General features: G+C 40.8%; 14 protein-coding genes and 1 rRNA gene. All 15 read left to right on the forward strand.

Annotation, left to right across the window (positions count from 1 at the left end; translation table 11 throughout):
• Positions 1-83: 83 nt before the first annotated feature.
• Entirely contained in the window at positions 84-2,090 is a 2,007-nt protein-coding gene (gene ftsH, locus ACXYMX_RS11735) for an ATP-dependent zinc metalloprotease FtsH (RefSeq protein ID WP_459044423.1), read from the forward strand.
• A 105-nt stretch (positions 2,091-2,195) separates the two neighbouring features.
• On the forward strand, positions 2,196-2,960 hold the full coding sequence (locus ACXYMX_RS11740; RefSeq protein WP_459044424.1) for a type III pantothenate kinase: 765 nt from the start codon (positions 2,196-2,198) through the stop codon (positions 2,958-2,960).
• A 16-nt stretch (positions 2,961-2,976) separates the two neighbouring features.
• Entirely contained in the window at positions 2,977-3,864 is an 888-nt protein-coding gene (hslO, locus tag ACXYMX_RS11745; protein ID WP_459044425.1) for an Hsp33 family molecular chaperone HslO, read from the forward strand.
• Complete coding sequence (locus ACXYMX_RS11750; RefSeq protein WP_459044426.1) at positions 3,842-4,765, forward strand: peptidyl-prolyl cis-trans isomerase; 924 nt, start codon at positions 3,842-3,844, stop codon at positions 4,763-4,765. Before hslO ends, ACXYMX_RS11750 begins: the two co-directional genes overlap by 23 nt.
• 185 nt (positions 4,766-4,950) lie before the next feature.
• Complete coding sequence (gene cysK, locus ACXYMX_RS11755; RefSeq protein WP_459044427.1) at positions 4,951-5,874, forward strand: cysteine synthase A; 924 nt, start codon at positions 4,951-4,953, stop codon at positions 5,872-5,874.
• Positions 5,875-6,022: 148 nt separating this feature from the next.
• Positions 6,023-7,441: an anthranilate synthase component I family protein gene (locus tag ACXYMX_RS11760; protein WP_459044428.1), complete on the forward strand. Its 1,419-nt coding sequence runs from the start codon at positions 6,023-6,025 to the stop codon at positions 7,439-7,441.
• 13 nt (positions 7,442-7,454) lie between these two features.
• Positions 7,455-8,297 carry an aminodeoxychorismate lyase gene (pabC, locus tag ACXYMX_RS11765; RefSeq protein WP_459044429.1) on the forward strand — a complete coding sequence of 281 codons (843 nt, stop codon included), beginning with the start codon at positions 7,455-7,457 and terminating at the stop codon, positions 8,295-8,297.
• A gap of 74 nt (positions 8,298-8,371) precedes the next feature.
• Positions 8,372-9,148: a dihydropteroate synthase gene (folP, locus tag ACXYMX_RS11770; RefSeq protein ID WP_459044438.1), complete on the forward strand. Its 777-nt coding sequence runs from the start codon at positions 8,372-8,374 to the stop codon at positions 9,146-9,148.
• Positions 9,149-9,159: 11 nt separating this feature from the next.
• On the forward strand, positions 9,160-9,528 hold the full coding sequence (gene folB / locus ACXYMX_RS11775; protein ID WP_459044430.1) for a dihydroneopterin aldolase: 369 nt from the start codon (positions 9,160-9,162) through the stop codon (positions 9,526-9,528).
• Entirely contained in the window at positions 9,525-10,028 is a 504-nt protein-coding gene (gene folK, locus ACXYMX_RS11780) for a 2-amino-4-hydroxy-6-hydroxymethyldihydropteridine diphosphokinase (RefSeq protein WP_459044431.1), read from the forward strand. The genes folB and folK overlap by 4 nt, the downstream gene beginning before the upstream one ends.
• A 237-nt stretch (positions 10,029-10,265) precedes the next feature.
• Entirely contained in the window at positions 10,266-11,324 is a 1,059-nt protein-coding gene (locus ACXYMX_RS11785; RefSeq protein WP_459044432.1) for a TAXI family TRAP transporter solute-binding subunit, read from the forward strand.
• Positions 11,325-11,423: 99 nt separating this feature from the next.
• Positions 11,424-11,948, forward strand: a complete 525-nt coding sequence (locus ACXYMX_RS11790) for a DUF1850 domain-containing protein (protein WP_459044433.1) — start codon at positions 11,424-11,426, stop codon at positions 11,946-11,948.
• Positions 11,935-13,974 carry a TRAP transporter permease gene (locus ACXYMX_RS11795; RefSeq protein WP_459044434.1) on the forward strand — a complete coding sequence of 680 codons (2,040 nt, stop codon included), beginning with the start codon at positions 11,935-11,937 and terminating at the stop codon, positions 13,972-13,974. Before ACXYMX_RS11790 ends, ACXYMX_RS11795 begins: the two co-directional genes overlap by 14 nt.
• 532 nt (positions 13,975-14,506) lie before the next feature.
• On the forward strand, positions 14,507-15,997 hold the full coding sequence (lysS, locus tag ACXYMX_RS11800; protein WP_459044435.1) for a lysine--tRNA ligase: 1,491 nt from the start codon (positions 14,507-14,509) through the stop codon (positions 15,995-15,997).
• A gap of 558 nt (positions 15,998-16,555) precedes the next feature.
• A 16S ribosomal RNA gene (locus ACXYMX_RS11805) occupies positions 16,556-16,776 on the forward strand; the annotation flags it as partial.

Below are 16,776 nucleotides of genomic sequence, written 5' to 3' on the forward strand. Positions count from 1 at the left end.
AAGGCATTTTCGTTGATGGTTTAAAGTTATCTATGGTAAGATTTAGAATAGTTTTCTGTTGAATGAAATGAGGAGGCTTTTGAATGAATCGAATATTTCGATACTTTCTATTATATGGACTAATATTCCTAGCAATCATGGGGATCTTTGGTTCCTTTAATAACCCAAACCCGAAAATGAAACCAATTACTTACGATGAGTTTATGATTGCACTGGATGAAGGAAATGTACTTGACGCAACACTTCAACCAGATCGACTTGTTTATGAAGTAAAAGGAACAATGAAAGGTTACGCGGAAGGTGAAACATATGTAACATCTATACCGCAAAACAATGAAGCATTACAAAATGCAATTGCAGAAAAAACGAAAGTGAAATATGATCCAGCACCGAAACCAAGTGCTTTGGTGTCGTTTTTCACAGGGCTTTTACCTTTCATAATTATCTTTATCCTGTTCTTCTTCTTGCTTAACCAGTCGCAAGGTGGCGGCGGTGGCCGTGTCATGAACTTCGGTAAAAGTAAGGCGAAGCTTCATACCGACGACAAAAAGAAAGTTAGCTTTGATGATGTCGCTGGAGCAGATGAAGAAAAGGCAGAACTCGTGGAAGTTGTTGACTTCTTAAAAGACTCGAAGAAATTTGACAAAGTTGGAGCACGTATTCCAAGAGGGATTTTACTCGTTGGGCCTCCAGGTACAGGAAAGACATTACTTGCTCGCGCTGTTGCAGGTGAAGCAGGCGTACCGTTCTTCTCTATATCGGGTTCAGATTTTGTTGAAATGTTCGTTGGGGTCGGAGCATCTCGTGTCCGTGACCTATTCGAAAATGCAAAAAAGAATGCACCTTGTATTATCTTTATTGATGAAATTGATGCAGTTGGTCGTCAGCGTGGTGCAGGTCTTGGTGGCGGACATGACGAGCGTGAGCAAACGTTAAATCAGCTACTAGTAGAAATGGATGGATTTGGTGAAAACGAAGGTGTTATTATCGTTGCTGCTACGAACCGTCCAGATATTCTAGATCCTGCTCTACTTCGTCCGGGTCGTTTTGACCGTCAAATTACTGTTGGACGTCCTGATGTTAAAGGTAGAGAAGCTGTTCTTAAAGTACATGCACGCAACAAACCATTTGACGATACTGTCAATCTCAAAGCGCTTGCGCAACGTACACCAGGGTTTTCTGGTGCGGATCTTGAGAACTTGTTAAACGAAGCGGCACTTGTAGCTGCTAGAAGAAGCAAGTTGAAAATTGATATGTCTGATATTGATGAAGCAACTGACCGTGTTATCGCAGGTCCTGCGAAGACAAGTCGCGTGATTTCCAAGAAAGAAAGAGATATTGTTTCCTTCCATGAAGCGGGTCATGTTGTTGTTGGACTAATGCTTGATGAAGCGGATATCGTTCACAAAGTAACAATCGTACCTCGTGGTCAAGCAGGCGGATATGCTGTTATGCTTCCAAAAGAGGATCGGTACTTTATGACGAAACCGGAGCTTCTTGATAAAATTGCTGGGCTTCTTGGTGGTCGTGTCGCTGAAGAAATTGCACTTGGAGAAGTATCTACTGGTGCGCACAATGACTTCCAGCGCGCAACAGGAATTGCCCGCTCGATGGTCACTGAATATGGAATGAGCGATAAGCTTGGACCACTTCAATTTGGTCAATCTCAAGGTCAAGTGTTCCTTGGCAGAGACTTCAATTCTGAGCAGAACTATTCTGAAGCGATTGCTTATGAAATCGATCAAGAAATGCAACGAATTATTAAAGAGCAATATGAGCGTACAAGAACAATTCTTACTGAACAAAGAGAATTACTTAACCTCATAGCGTCTACGCTTCTTGAAGTAGAAACGCTTGATGCAGAACAAATCAATCACTTGAAAGATCACGGAACATTGCCTGATCGTCCTTACGATCGAAACGGTGATGACGATGTAGTGGTGGTTGAAGAAGAAACTGAAGAAACATTGGATCCAGCAATTGCTGATGTAACAGGTGCTCCACAAGATCCTTCAACGGGTGATTTACCAAAAGAAGATTTTGATACACCTTTACCAAAAGGTGAGATTCCAGAGGACCGAAAAGAATAACTTATATAAAAGCTGACTGTTTCTTTTGAGAGCAGTCAGCTTTTTTTTATTAGATAGATTGTGGTATGATGTGATGGAAAATAATGAAGTGAGTGAGGTGTGCATATGATTTTAGTGCTGGATACTGGAAACACAAACATTGTACTAGGCGTCTATGAAGATGGACAACTTAAATATCATTGGCGTATGGAAACATACCGTCAAAAAACTGAGGATGAGTATGCAATGCAAGTTAAGTCATTGTTTACACATGTAGGTTTAAAATTTGAGGAGATAACAGGGATTATCATTTCATCTGTTGTGCCACCAGTTATGTTCCCACTTGAGCAAATGTGCAGGAAATATTTTAATCAAAAACCACTAATAGTAGGTCAAGACCTTGAGACGGGTTTAGATATAAAATATGAGAATCCACGTGAAGTTGGTGCGGATCGAATCGTAAATGCAGTTGCCGCTACAGAAGAATACGGAAGTCCGTTAATCATCGTAGATTTTGGAACGGCAACAACGTATTGCTATGTAAATGAAAAAGGGCAATATATGGGTGGAGCAATTGCGCCGGGTGTTGGTATTTCAATGGAGGCGTTATTTGACCGTGCATCCAAGCTGCCCCGCATCGAACTAACACGACCAGAACATGTTGTTGGAAAGACAACTGTAGGAGCGATGCAATCTGGAATTGTCTACGGTTATGTGGGTCAAGTTGAAGGCGTCGTTTCACGTATGAAAGAACAAAGTAAGGAAGTGCCGACAGTGATTGCAACTGGTGGCCTTGCAGATCTAATTGCGAGTGAGACGAATGCAATTGATGTAGTAGATAATTTTCTAACGCTAAAAGGATTGCATCTTATTTACGAAAGAAATAGATAAAGAGGGGTAATAAACAATGAAAGATTATTTAGTAAAAGCATTAGCGTTTGATGGAACGATACGGGCTTATGCCGTACGGTCAACGGAAACAATAGCCGAAGTACAACGCAGACATGGTATTTGGCCGACTGCGACTGCAGCACTTGGAAGAGCAATGACTGCGAGTGTAATGATGGGTGCAATGATGAAAGGCGAAGATAAGCTAACTGTAAAAGTCGAGGGAAATGGCCCGCTTGGTGCGATGATTATCGACTCGAATGCAAAAGGTGATGTTAGAGGATACGCAGTGAATCCGCAAACTCATTTTGACTTAAATGAGTTTGGTAAACTTGATGTTAGAAGAGCAGTTGGAACAGAAGGTTCACTTACTGTTGTCAAAGATCAGGGGTTGCGCGATTTCTTTACAGGACAAGTTCCTATCGTATCGGGAGAAATTGGAGAAGACTTTACTCACTATTTTGTCGTGTCAGAACAAGTCCCATCTGCGGTAGGCTTAGGTGTTTTAGTAAATCCTGATAATACGGTGCAAGCTGCAGGAGGATTTATCCTACAAGTAATGCCTGGTGCGACTGATGAAACTATAAGTACGCTAGAAAGTAAAATCTCAACGATGGAACCTATATCGAAATTGATTGCTCGTGGATTAACGCCTGAACAGATTCTGAGTGAAATTCTTGGTTTGGACAATGTTGAGATTCTGGATCGCATGCCGGTTTCATTTAAATGCAACTGTTCAAAGGAACGTTTTGGCAATGCAATTATCGGGCTCGGGGAAAAAGAAATTCGTGACATGATTGATGAAGATGGAAAAGCAGAAGCGCATTGTCATTTCTGTCTGGAAACGTATGTCTATCCAAAAGGTGAGTTGGAAGGATTTATCGATGAGATACGAGCGCAAGTCTAATTCTGATGAAGAGAGAAAATCTAAGCGGAAAATAAAAACAAAACCGCTCGTTATTCTTATTTGTATTCTCTTTGGTTTCAACGTACTTTGGTTCATTGGATGGCTCGTGCCGGATAAACCTAGACAAGAAAGTGAAATGGTTGCATCGGTTGATGGGGATTCGATTTCACGAGAAGAGTGGCTGATGGCAATGGAGAAGGAAGTCGGTCGCGAAACACTTCTTGGGCTAGTTAATGAAAAAGTAATGGAAGCAGCTGCAAAAAAATACAAAATAGAAGTCTCTGATCAAGAAATTGATCTAGAGCTTGCACTCATTAGATCGGTAGACAGTCAATCGTATACAGCTACAGACGAGGATAAGCTAAGGCAACAAATTCGTTCAAATTTAATTCTCGAAAAAGTGTTGACGAAAGATGTCGTCATTGAGGAAAAAGTGATTACGTCTTATTATGATGAAAATGAATCGCTTTATCATATCCCGACGGCATATCGTACAGCGGTGATTGTATTATCGTCAATGGCAGATGCAGAGCAAACGATAAGCGAATTAGCTGGCGGTTCGAGTTTTGAGGTTCTTGCAAAAGAGCGTTCGGTAGATATAGGGTCAGCCAATTTAGGTGGCGATATTGGGTACATCCATGCGTCTATGCAAGCAATCGATCAAGAGATTGTCACTGGGGCAGCGAACCTGAAGGAAGGTACGACAAGCGGGATTATTAAGCTGAGTGATGGCACATATGCGATTCTTCGTGTAAGTGATATTATGAAAGGGCAATCTTTCAAATTGAATGAAGTGAAGGATCACATACTTCGTGAACTAGCACTTGAACAACTAACTCAGTCAGTGAGTCCTGAAGCATTCTGGAAAGAGTTTGACGCAAAGTGGTTTTATGGTGATTAAAGTTAACTTCAACATGCTGTTCAGATACTGCCGATTATCGGTAGTTTTGAACAGCTTTTTTTGTAAGGGATTATTGTGGTTGTTATGGGTACTATAGATAGTTATTGACAGATAGCACATGTTCAGCGTACTATTAATACTATAAAGCATATCGAAATAGTAGGGATTAAGAAAGGATGAGAAAAATGATTGTTGGAAACTCAGTTGCAGATTTAGTTGGGAAGACTCCATTGGTAAAAGTAAATAGATTGACAGGACCTGAGGATGCGGATGTCTACTTAAAGTTAGAATACTTTAATCCAGGTTCAAGTGTGAAAGACCGGATTGCTTTAGCCATGATTGAAGCAGCGGAGAAATCAGGCGACTTACAAGCAGGTAGTACAATTATTGAACCAACGAGTGGAAACACTGGAATTGGACTTGCGATGATAGCGGCGGCTAAAGGATATAAAGCAATTCTAGTTATGCCGGATACAATGAGTTCAGAGCGCCGCAATTTACTACGCGCATACGGTGCAGAGCTAATTCTTACGCCGGGTGCAGAAGGTATGAATGGAGCCATTGCAAAAGCAAGCCAGTTAGCAGAAGAAAATGGGTGGTTCTTACCTCAACAATTTAACAACGAGGCAAACCCTGAAATTCACCGCTTAACAACGGGTCCTGAAATCGCGGACGCCTTAGATCGAGTAGATGCATTTATCTCTGGAGTTGGCACAGGTGGAACGATTACTGGTGTCGGAAGTGTGTTGAAAGAACGTTTTCCTGATGTGAAGATTATTGCGGTTGAACCGACAGATTCTGCAGTGTTATCAGGTGGCAAACCTGGTCCACATAAAATCCAGGGAATCGGTGCTGGTTTTATTCCAAAAATTCTTGATACAAGCATCTACGATGAAGTTATACAAGTAACGAATGATGAATCGTATGATACAGCAAGACGCACAGCTCGCGAAGAAGGAATTCTTGGTGGTGTTTCATCAGGTGCTGCAATATTTGCCGCACTTCAGGTTGCTAAAAGGTTAGGAAAAGGGAAAAAAGTAGTAGCAATCTTACCGTCGAACGGAGAACGGTATTTGAGCACGCCGCTGTATCAGTTTGAGGAAGAGTAATTCACGAACGTTGAAATTAAGTTTGTGCAGGAAGAAGCTTAAGTGCTTCTTCTTTTTTGTTTGTCTACTTTTTCGCGAATTAATGCACAAAAAGAGCATTTCAAGGTAAGATATAACTATCAATTAGGTACATAGAGGAGCGAAACAGATGGAACTGAAACCAACGTACACGAAAGCTCAAATGACAAAGGAACAGTTTTTTTATGCTTATAAAGAATTAGCGCAATCGAATAAGCAACACCTTCTCCTTGAGAGTGGACGTGGTGGAAATCTATGTATAGCTGGTATTGATCCGCTTGCGACGTTTCGTACGTTAGATGAAGACCAGCTCCAAGTTCGTTGGCGTGATGGATTAGAAGAAGTTCGAATCGGCGAACCTCTGGATTCACTATTTCGTTTTGTCGATTCATATGCAATTCTGCAAGTTGCCGAGTTACCTGCATTTCAAGGAGGGGTAGCTGGTTTTATTAGTTATGACTATGTTAGGCGGTATGAAAAATTGCCTTCTGATACGGAAGATGATCTAGGGACGCCGGATCTTTTTTTCTATCTTTTTGATAAATGGGCAGTTTTAGATATAGAAACCGAAATGGTCTATTTTATTGTGCTGCCTGAAAGTGGAGCGGATCCTAACCTTCTCAGAAAAGAGTGGATGGACGCTGCGGAAATAGGGATGGATAAACGAGTATTCACTGAAGAGAAAGCCGTACAATCTATTAGTCATCTAGGCGATTTGGAAGTCTCGGTATCGGGGCACCAGTTTGAGAATATGGTACAAGATGTGCAAGGTTATATTGATAAAGGGGAAGTTGTTCAAGTAAATTTGTCGGTTCGGCAAGCAAAACCATTATCAGCATCACCGTTAGAAATGTATGAAGCGCTTCGCTCATTCAATCCGTCTCCTTATATGTCTTCGATAGGAGCAATGGAATTCGATGTTGTATCTGCTTCTCCAGAACTTTTATTGAAGAAGCGAGGGAGTGAGCTTAGCACTCGTCCTATTGGCGGAACTCGAAAAAGAGGGGGAGACGAAGAAACTGATGCCGCCTTGGAAACGGAATTATTGTCGAATGAAAAAGAAATCGGAGAACATATTATGCTCGTGGATTTGGAGCATGAGGATTTGAGGCGTGTTTGTCTACCTGAAACAGTAGAAACAAATGAATTTATGATTATTGAAAAATACTCACATGTAATGCACCTAGTTTCAAATGTTCGGGGTACTGCAAAAGAAGGAATTTCAAACGCAGATATTGTAAGAGGTGTTTTCCCTGGCGGAACGATTACGGGTGCGCCGAAACTACGGACAATGGAAATTATTGAAGAACTTGAACCTCAGCGTAGGGGGTTGTATACGGGTTCGATTGGTTGGTTTGGTTTCAATGGTGATTTTGACTTAAATGTTGTTATCCGAACTGCTTTCATCCGAAATGGAATTGCTTATATTCAAGCTGGAGCGGGACTTGTGGCGGATTCCAAACCAAAGGAAGAGTATATCGAGTCTTTGGACAAGGCAAGAGCACTTTGGCAGGCGAAGGAGATGGCGGAAGAGAAAGTGAGGAATTAGCATGTGGTGTTGGATGAATGGTGATTTTATTCGAGCTGAAGATATGATGATTTCTCCTTTCGATCACGGTTTTTTATATGGCACTGGTTTTTTTGAAACGTTTCGTACGTACGATGGACATGTATTTTTGTTTCAGGAACATTGGGATAGGTTGCAATCGGCACTTACTGAATATCGAATTACTTTACCTTATGCTGTCGAAGAAATACTATCCGCGGTGCAAGAGCTCAACCGTTTATCTGGGAACGAAGACGGTTATTTTAGGTTGAATGTTTCCGCTGGCGTGCATGATATTGGCCTTGCTCCCTCATCTTATGCAACACCGAACGTTATTTTATTTAGAAAAGCATTACCAGAGTCAGTTCGGGGAGTAGAAAAAGAGGCGGTTTGGCTTGAGACACGTCGAAATTTGCCAGAAAGTAAAATACGACATAAGTCGCATAACTATTTAAATAACGTACGAGGTCGGTTAGAAGTATCTTCTTTAAAAACTATTGAGGGGCTCTTTGTGACAGGGGATGGGTTTGTCGCAGAAGGGATTACATCAAATTTGTTTTGGGTAAAAGATCAAATCCTTTATACGCCGAGTATAGAAACGGGGATACTTCCTGGAACAACTCGTGCATTGGTCATGGAATTAGCACGCACGGAAGGTTTCCTTGTTCAAGAAGGATTCTTTACGAAAGAAGCTGTAGAAAGTGCCGATGAACTATTTGTGACGAACGCAATTCAGGAACTTGTGCCAATCCATCGCCTAGGTGGACGGAAATATCCAGGGACTACTGGTTTTTGTTATAATAAACTGCATGAATTGTATGTGCAGGCGATAGTGGATAGGAAAGTAGGGAATAATTAGTGGAGTTGGAATTTGCAAAAAAGAGTTACCAATTCGGTGAAACCGAGCTTGATTTTCGAAAAGAAACGGTAGTTATGGGCATTTTAAATGTAACTCCTGATTCGTTTTCCGACGGCGGTAAATATGGGCGAATTGACACTGCGCTGAAGCATGCGGAAGAAATGATCCGGGATGGAGCAAAAATAATTGACGTCGGTGGTGAATCGACACGTCCTGGACATGCGCAGGTATCTTTTGAAGAAGAATTAGAACGTACGGCTCCAGTGATTGAAGCAATTACAAAACAATTAAATTGTGTTGTTTCTATTGATACATATAAGGCGGGAGTGGCGGAGGCGGCTATTCAAGCCGGAGCGCATATTATTAATGATGTTTGGGGGGCGAAGCGTGAACCGAAAATTGCAGAAGTTGCCGCGCGCTATCAAGTCCCAATCATTTTAATGCATAACCGTGAAACGAAAGTGTATGAAGGTTCCTTTATGGACGAAGTGCTCTCTGATCTTGCCAAAAGTATCAAGATTGCAGAAGGAACCGGCGTACTTAAAGAACATATTTGGCTAGACCCTGGGGTGGGTTTTGCAAAAGACACGCAGCAAAATATAGCGGTTATGCAAGGGCTTCAACAAATATCCGATTTAGGGTACCCCGTTTTACTTGGTACTTCGCGAAAGTCAGTTATAGGAAATGTACTAAATCTTCCCGTTTCAGAGAGACTGGAAGGCACGGCTGCAACAATCTGTTATGGAATTGAAAAAGGCAGCCACATCGTACGTGTCCATGATGTGAAAGAAATGGCGCGAACAGTTAGAATGATGGACGTGTTGACAGGGAAATTACGATACGAAGAATAGGAGTGTTTTAAATGGATTATATTCACTTGAATGACATGGAGTTTTACGGTTATCACGGTGCACTTCCCGAAGAAAAGAAGTTAGGGCAACGATTTCGTGTGACGGTTTCGATTGCGACAAGTTTACAAGAGGCGGGAAAAACCGATGACTTAGATAAAACAATTAATTATGCAGAAATTTATGAGCTTTGCAAGATGGTTGTAGAAGGAGATCCAGTCAAACTAATTGAAACTGTAGCTGAGATTATTGCAAGTGCAATTATTGAAAGTTTTCCAGAGAAGGTTTCTGGTGTGCGTGTTGTTCTTGTAAAGCCGGATCCTCCGATTCCTGGACATTATTCATCCGTATCGGTTGATATTACAAGGGGGCGTTTCGTGTGAATGAAGCATTTCTCTCCATAGGGTCTAATATGGGAGACAGGTATGTGCATTTAAAGGGAGCAGTACATGCACTTCATTCTCATGAAAAAGTAGAAGTAGCAGTAGTATCCTCTATATATGAGACTGCACCAGTTGGCTTAGTCGATCAAGCAGATTTTTTGAATTTGGTCATTCGAATTGAAACCAGTTTAGACGCATTGGCACTACTTCATGTATGTCAGCAAATAGAAAGTGAGCAAGGTCGAGTAAGAGATGTCAGATGGGGTCCTCGTACAGTAGATCTAGATATTTTACTTTATAATAATGAAAACATTAATTTGGAGAATTTGATCATTCCACATCCACGGATGCATGAGAGGGGATTTGTTCTTATTCCTCTACTAGAAATCGCACCGAATAGTACGGATCCAGTGACGGAGAAAAAGTATGTAGAAGAAGCAGCTGTTCAAGATGATGGCATAGTGCTTTGGAAAAAGATTGACGGTCTTCTGGACCTCTAAATTGTTGTGCATCTTTTGGCGCACCTACGTTACTTAAAGTGAATCATGTAAGAAGTTCGCAAAGTGTATGAATAAGATTTGATTTAATTATGTAAACTTTGTCGATTATTCAAGGGGGAGCGCTTTGCTAATTATTGAATTAGTGGGGAACTTATATTTTCCTTTTCAAATAGGTAGTTAGGTGGTAAGCTAAAAGTGATTGACTATTAACATTATTAAAAGGGGGATTTAATTACTATGAAGAAAACTAAATTAAGGTTACTCGCTCTTATGACGATAATTGCGTTGTTGTTCCTAGCAGCATGTGGTTCAAGCGATGCTGGTAAAGATGACGCTAAAGAAGAAGATAAGGTTGATTCAACACCAGTTGAAGAAACTGACAAAGAGGAAGAAAAAGAAGAAGAAAAAGAAGAAGAGGCTGCAGATGATTACGGTTACAAGTTCCTAAGTGTTTTAACTGGTGGAGCTCAAGGTACGTATTATCCGCTAGGTGGTTCTTTTGCTGACTTTATTACAAAAGAAACAGGTATTAATACAACAGCTGAAGTTTCACAGGCATCTGCTGCAAACATGGCAGACCTGAAAGACGGACAAGCTGAAATGGCATTTGTTCAAACGGACATCGCATTTTACGCTTCTGAAGGTTTAATGATGTTTGACGGTGAAGTAATTGATGAAGTTTCTGCAATCGGAGCACTTTATCCTGAAACAGTTCAACTTGTAACACTTGAAAAGAATGGCATTACTTCTTTTGAAGACTTAAAAGGTAAGAAAGTTTCTGTTGGAGCACCTGGTTCGGGTACTTTTGCGAACGCAGAGCAACTTCTAGAAATCCACGGATTGACAATGGATGATATTTCTCCACAAATGCTAGACTTTGGAGAGTCTCAAGAAAGTTTGCAATCTGGACAGATTGAAGCGGCATTTATCACTGCTGGTACGCCAACAGGAGCGGTTGAAGGATTGAACGCAGTTGCTAAAGTAGTAATTGTAGGAATCGAAGACGACAAAGCTGAAGCGTTGATTGCAAAGTATCCATACTATGCAAAAGAAGTAATTCCAGCAGGAACTTATGGTTCTGAAACAGAAACAAACGCTGTTTCGGTTGGAGCAATGCTTGTTGTTCAAAACGACCTACCAGAAGAGTTAGTTTACAAAATTACAAAAGCAATTTATGATAATGCATCATCACTAACGCACGATAAAGGGAAATACATTAAGGCTGAAAATGGACTTGATGGAATTGGTATCCCAGTTCACCCGGGTGCACAAAAGTACTTTGACGAAGTTAACTAATTCAACTAGACAGTAAATAAAATAAGCTGATTATAGCTTGGGGCGGTGGAGTGCAATGCTTCAACCGCCCCAACTTTTTTTATTGAAAGGAAGAAGCGAATGAGTAAATATAAAGTCATTACGCTAACTCTTTTAGCAGGTTGCCTTTTAGTTGCACTTTGTTTCGTGCCGATGAAGAGTGTATTTCTTTTTACTGAGACTAGAACGGATAAACCGGATCATTACTACATACCAATGAATAAGACGGATGAGTTCCAAATCAGGTATGTTCACTCCATTCATTTAACAGATGTCATTGAATCTTATTCCGCAACACCAGACGATAAAATTCGTTTGTTATCTATGACCTATGAAAGTCTCGCAATTGGATTGCCTGGCTATGCAAGTGAAGGAGAAACATTTACTTTTAACAATGGCGTGTACACGCTTACATATAATGACAAAATATTGGACTCCTTTACAATGTTAATAGGAAATGTTGATGCGGATCTAGCTTTTCATTATAATGAAAAAGAAATTGACTTGAAAGAACGATTAACAAAAGGGAAGTCTTATAGATTTTCTGTTTCGAAACTATCTATCTATGAAATGGTGAAGGAGGTAAATATATATGGCGAAAGATAAAGGGCAAAGAGAAGATGAGTCTCTAAAGTTAGAAAGTGAAGGTCTGGAGACAATATCATCAGAAGAGAAGGATGCGATTCTTCGGAAGTACGATCCGGAATCGAATACACGTGACATTGGTTCAATCATGAAAAAAGTTGTGTTTATTGGTTTGCTTTCATTTTCTTTATTCCAATTGTATACTGCAATTTTTGGTCAATATACGGCTTATGTTCAACGATCGATTCACTTGGGGTTTGCATTATCCCTAATATTCATCCTGTTTCCAGCTAAGAAAAAGAAAGGTATTCCAAAGAGGAATAGTATTCCATTTTATGACGTTATCTTATCGTTGCTTTCTATAGGGGTTGGCTTATATTGGCCACTCAAAATTAACGAGCTCGTGCTTCGTCTCGGCAGGGTAACCGAATTGGACTTAATTGTAGGTGTCCTTGCAATTATCCTCACATTAGAGGCGGCAAGACGTGCGGTTGGAATGCCAATCACACTTATATCTTCCATATTTTTAGTTTACGCATTTTTTGGACCTTACTTCCCAGGATTCTTTGGCCATCGCGGACAAGATTTAGAAAGTATTGTGCATCTTATGTTTTATACGACGGACGGCATATTAGGAACACCGATTAGTGTTTCTGCAACGTTCATCTTCGTGTTTCTACTATTTGGAGCGTTTCTTGTTAAAACGGGTGTCGGGAGTTACTTTAACGAATTAGCTGTTGTTTTGGCAGGACGTTTAGTAGGGGGTCCTGCAAAGGTTGCTATATTCTCAAGTGCTTTACAAGGAACGATTTCAGGAAGTTCGGTAGCAAACGTTGTAAGTTCAGGTTCGTATACGATTCCTATGATGAAAAAACTTGGCTACCGAAAAGAGTTTGCTGGCGGAGTTGAAGCGGCATCGTCTACAGGCGGCCAGCTAATGCCGCCTATTATGGGTGCGGCTGCATTCCTAATGGTCGAGTTTATCGGTGGAATCACGTACTGGGAAATTGCAAAAGCTGCTGCTATTCCGGCAGGACTTTATTTCACGGGTATTTGGATCATGACGCACTTTGAAGCGAAGCGTGTTGGCTTAAAAGGCATGACGGAAGATCAGATACCGAACCGAAAAGAAACGTTTAAAAGGTTATACTTATTACTTCCGATTTTAGGGATTATTTTATTCTTACTATCCGGGGTGCCAACAATGCAAGCGGCACTATACGGTATCTTACTGACAATCTTAGTCAGCGCGTTTGATAAAAAAACGCGACTTAATTTTAGAGATGTAATTGACGCACTTGTTGACGGTGCTCGTACAGCATTAGCGGTTGCTGCTGCAACTGCGTGTGCGGGTATTATAGTAGGAGTTGTATTGAAAACCGGTCTAGGTTTAAGTCTCGCAAACGGACTCATTTCTGCTGCGGGCGGAAACATCTTATTGACTTTATTCTTTACAATGATTGCTTCGATTGTTTTAGGCATGGGATCACCTACAACAGCAAACTATGTAATTACATCAACAATTGCAGCACCAGCAATTATTACGCTGTTAATGATGGATTTTGCTCCGGGATCACCGGTTCCATTAGTAGTAGCATTATCTGCTCATTTATTCGTGTTCTACTTTGGGATTGTTGCGGACATTACACCGCCAGTTGCACTCGCAGCTTTTGCTGCATCCGGCTTATCTGGTGGGGATCCTATTAAGACAGGATTTACAGCATCTAAACTCGCAATCGCTGCGTTTATCATTCCATATATGTTTGTTTTCAACCCTGCACTTCTAATGATGGGGGCTCCTGTTACCGAAATTGTTTGGGTCGTTTTCACAGCAGTGACCGGAATGATTGCTATTGGAGCGGGCATGGTAGGGTTCTGGTATCGTAAGTGTAACTGGATTGAACGTCTGGTAGCTTTAGCTACAGGATTGCTTTTAATTACTCCTGAAACATCGACAGATATAATTGGTTTAGCTCTGTTTGTTGCAATGCTAATCCTCCAATATCTAACGCGTGATAAAGATGATGAGGAAGTTGTCGTAGCTTAATCAATTTTGAAATCCTCTCCGTTAGACCAGCGGAGGGGTTTTATTATTTCTTAGAGTGTTTTAGGTACCGAGAGTGGGGCTATGAAAATTCTGTAGCCATCAAACCCGAATCAAAAACTAGGCGCACTTACGCCAAGTCGTAATAGGTTATTAGAAAGGAGATTGTAAGAATGCGGAATAGAAACACTTTATTTTTTTTCTGCCTTATCGTATTCTTTGTTATTATATTTCTAATGAAAGCTAACAAGGAAGGCGAACTTGAAAGTGGACTGATTAACTTGTTGTTCTCTTCATTCAATTGAAAATCCTCAGCCCTATATGGCGCGAGGTGAAGGAGTGCATGTCTTGTTCAGCAATCGATTGAGCTTTCGTGGGATGAAGAGAAGCGCAAGAAATCATATAGTGCATTAAGGTAGAATTACAAGCAATTTTCGAGAAGAAACACGTATAGTGTGTTCAGGCAACGTAAATTGTGTACAATAGGTATATAAAAATCATTAGCGAGCTTTATTACAATGAAGGAGTGAAAGAAATGTCCCATCTCGATGAATTAAACGATCAACTTCTGGTGAGGCGCCAGAAGATGTTGGATATAAGGGAAAGTGGAATCGATCCATTCGGTTCAAGATTTGAACGAACGCATTTATCTGGTGATATCGTCAAGAAATATAGTGAGTTTTCTAAAGAAGAACTCGAAGAGTCTTCGCATAAAGTTAAAATTGCTGGACGTATTATGACTAAACGAGGTAAAGGGAAGGCTGGATTTGCTCACATTCAAGATCTTGAAGGCCAAATTCAGCTTTACATAAGAAAAGATGCAATTGGTGACGAGGCTTATCATCTATTCACAAGTGCGGATTTAGGAGACATTGTTGGGGTTACAGGTGAAGTATTTAAAACGAATGTCGGCGAGCTTTCCGTTAAAGTGGAAGAATTCACCTTCCTTACAAAAGCACTTCGTCCATTACCAGAAAAGTTTCATGGATTAAAAGATATCGAACAACGTTACCGCCAACGGTATTTGGATTTGATAGCAACAGAAGGAAGTAAAGAAACGTTTATATTAAGAAGTAAGATTATCCAATCTATGCGACGTTACCTAGATAACCAAGGATTCCTTGAAGTGGAAACGCCGATGCTGCATGCAATAGCGGGCGGTGCGTCAGCACGTCCATTCATAACACACCACAATGCATTAGATATGCAACTTTATATGCGCATTGCAATTGAACTACATTTGAAGCGTCTAATTGTTGGTGGACTAGAGAAAGTATATGAAATTGGTCGCGTATTCCGTAACGAAGGAACGTCAACGCGACATAACCCTGAGTTTACGATGATTGAATTGTACGAAGCCTATGCAGATTACAATGACATAATGAATCTAACTGAAAATCTAGTTGCACATATTGCACAAGATGTGCTCGGAACAACCCAAGTAACTTACGGTGACGACATCATCGACTTGGCTCCGGGTTGGAAACGACTTCACATGGTTGATGCAATAAAAGACTTTACTGGCGTCGACTTTTGGAAAGAGATGACTAAAGAAGAGGCACATGCACTTGCAAAAGAACATGGCGTAGAAGTAACAAACATGATGGAGGTTGGTCATGTATTAAACGAATTCTTTGAACAAAAAGTTGAAGAGGAACTCGTTCAGCCAACATTTATCTTTGGACATCCTGTAGAAATCTCTCCACTTGCGAAAAAAAATCCGGAAGACGATCGCTTTACAGATCGTTTCGAGTTGTTTATTGTGCGTCGCGAACACGCGAATGCATTCACAGAATTGAACGATCCAATTGATCAACGTGAACGTTTCGAAGCGCAACTTGTTGAAAAAGAGCAAGGGAACGATGAAGCGCATGATATGGATAATGACTTTATTGAAGCATTAGAGTATGGATTACCTCCTACTGGCGGACTCGGAATCGGTATTGATCGTCTTGTTATGTTGTTAACAAACGCGCAATCAATTCGAGATATCCTGTTGTTTCCACAAATGAGACCAAAAGAATAATTAAATTAAACCCCGTTCGAGGCCGACAATACAGGCTTTGGGTGGGGTTTTATATATTAAATGAAAAGAATTTGAAATTAGAGTTGCAATTTGAAGTAGGGGATGATATATTTAAACACGTTGCTCTTGCGACATTGAAAACAACTTAAAAAAAGAAATTTAAATTAGTTGTTGACATCGTGAACGTAACTTGATATGATATAAGAGTTGCTGTTGAAACAACAGATTCAACCGAAATTAAATAGTTGAGTTAATCTCTTCTATATATAAGTTGAAGAAACAGCACGAAACAATCGTATTTAAATGAACCTTGAAAACTGAACAGCAAAACGTCAAGAAATACACGCAAGAGTATTTATACTCAAGCGAAAAACGAACCTTCGGGTTCAAAGTCAGCAAGAAATGAGCAATCATTTTCTTCTGTAATAACTGCTGGCGGTCGAGACGTAGTGAAGTGCTAGGAAACGAGTGAGAGAAGAAGGGAGTGTACTTTTGAGTACATGACCGACTGATTGAACGAAGTTGACGACGCAATTCGCTATGTATCGGACGTCAGATATTATGGAGAGTTTGATCCTGGCTCAGGACGAACGCTGGCGGCATGCCTAATACATGCAAGTCGAGCGAAACTTACAGGAGCTTGCTCCTGTAAGTTTAGCGGCGGACGGGTGAGTAACACGTGGGCAACCTGCCCTGCAGATGGGGATAACTCCGGGAAACCGGGGCTAATACCGAATAATCAGTGCGTCCGCATGGACGTACTCTGAAAGACGGTTTCG

Source organism: Sporosarcina sp. CAU 1771 (genome assembly GCF_054482775.1).

Coding starts and splice junctions, on each gene's coding strand:
- ftsH (WP_459044423.1), top strand. CDS start 84: ATGAATCGAATATTTCGATACTTTCTATTATATGGACTAATATTCCTA.
- ACXYMX_RS11740 (WP_459044424.1), top strand. CDS start 2,196: ATGATTTTAGTGCTGGATACTGGAAACACAAACATTGTACTAGGCGTC.
- hslO (WP_459044425.1), top strand. CDS start 2,977: ATGAAAGATTATTTAGTAAAAGCATTAGCGTTTGATGGAACGATACGG.
- ACXYMX_RS11750 (WP_459044426.1), top strand. CDS start 3,842: ATGAGATACGAGCGCAAGTCTAATTCTGATGAAGAGAGAAAATCTAAG.
- cysK (WP_459044427.1), top strand. CDS start 4,951: ATGATTGTTGGAAACTCAGTTGCAGATTTAGTTGGGAAGACTCCATTG.
- ACXYMX_RS11760 (WP_459044428.1), top strand. CDS start 6,023: ATGGAACTGAAACCAACGTACACGAAAGCTCAAATGACAAAGGAACAG.
- pabC (WP_459044429.1), top strand. CDS start 7,455: ATGAATGGTGATTTTATTCGAGCTGAAGATATGATGATTTCTCCTTTC.
- folP (WP_459044438.1), top strand. CDS start 8,372: ATGGGCATTTTAAATGTAACTCCTGATTCGTTTTCCGACGGCGGTAAA.
- folB (WP_459044430.1), top strand. CDS start 9,160: ATGGATTATATTCACTTGAATGACATGGAGTTTTACGGTTATCACGGT.
- ACXYMX_RS11785 (WP_459044432.1), top strand. CDS start 10,266: ATGAAGAAAACTAAATTAAGGTTACTCGCTCTTATGACGATAATTGCG.
- ACXYMX_RS11790 (WP_459044433.1), top strand. CDS start 11,424: ATGAGTAAATATAAAGTCATTACGCTAACTCTTTTAGCAGGTTGCCTT.
- ACXYMX_RS11795 (WP_459044434.1), top strand. CDS start 11,935: ATGGCGAAAGATAAAGGGCAAAGAGAAGATGAGTCTCTAAAGTTAGAA.
- lysS (WP_459044435.1), top strand. CDS start 14,507: ATGTCCCATCTCGATGAATTAAACGATCAACTTCTGGTGAGGCGCCAG.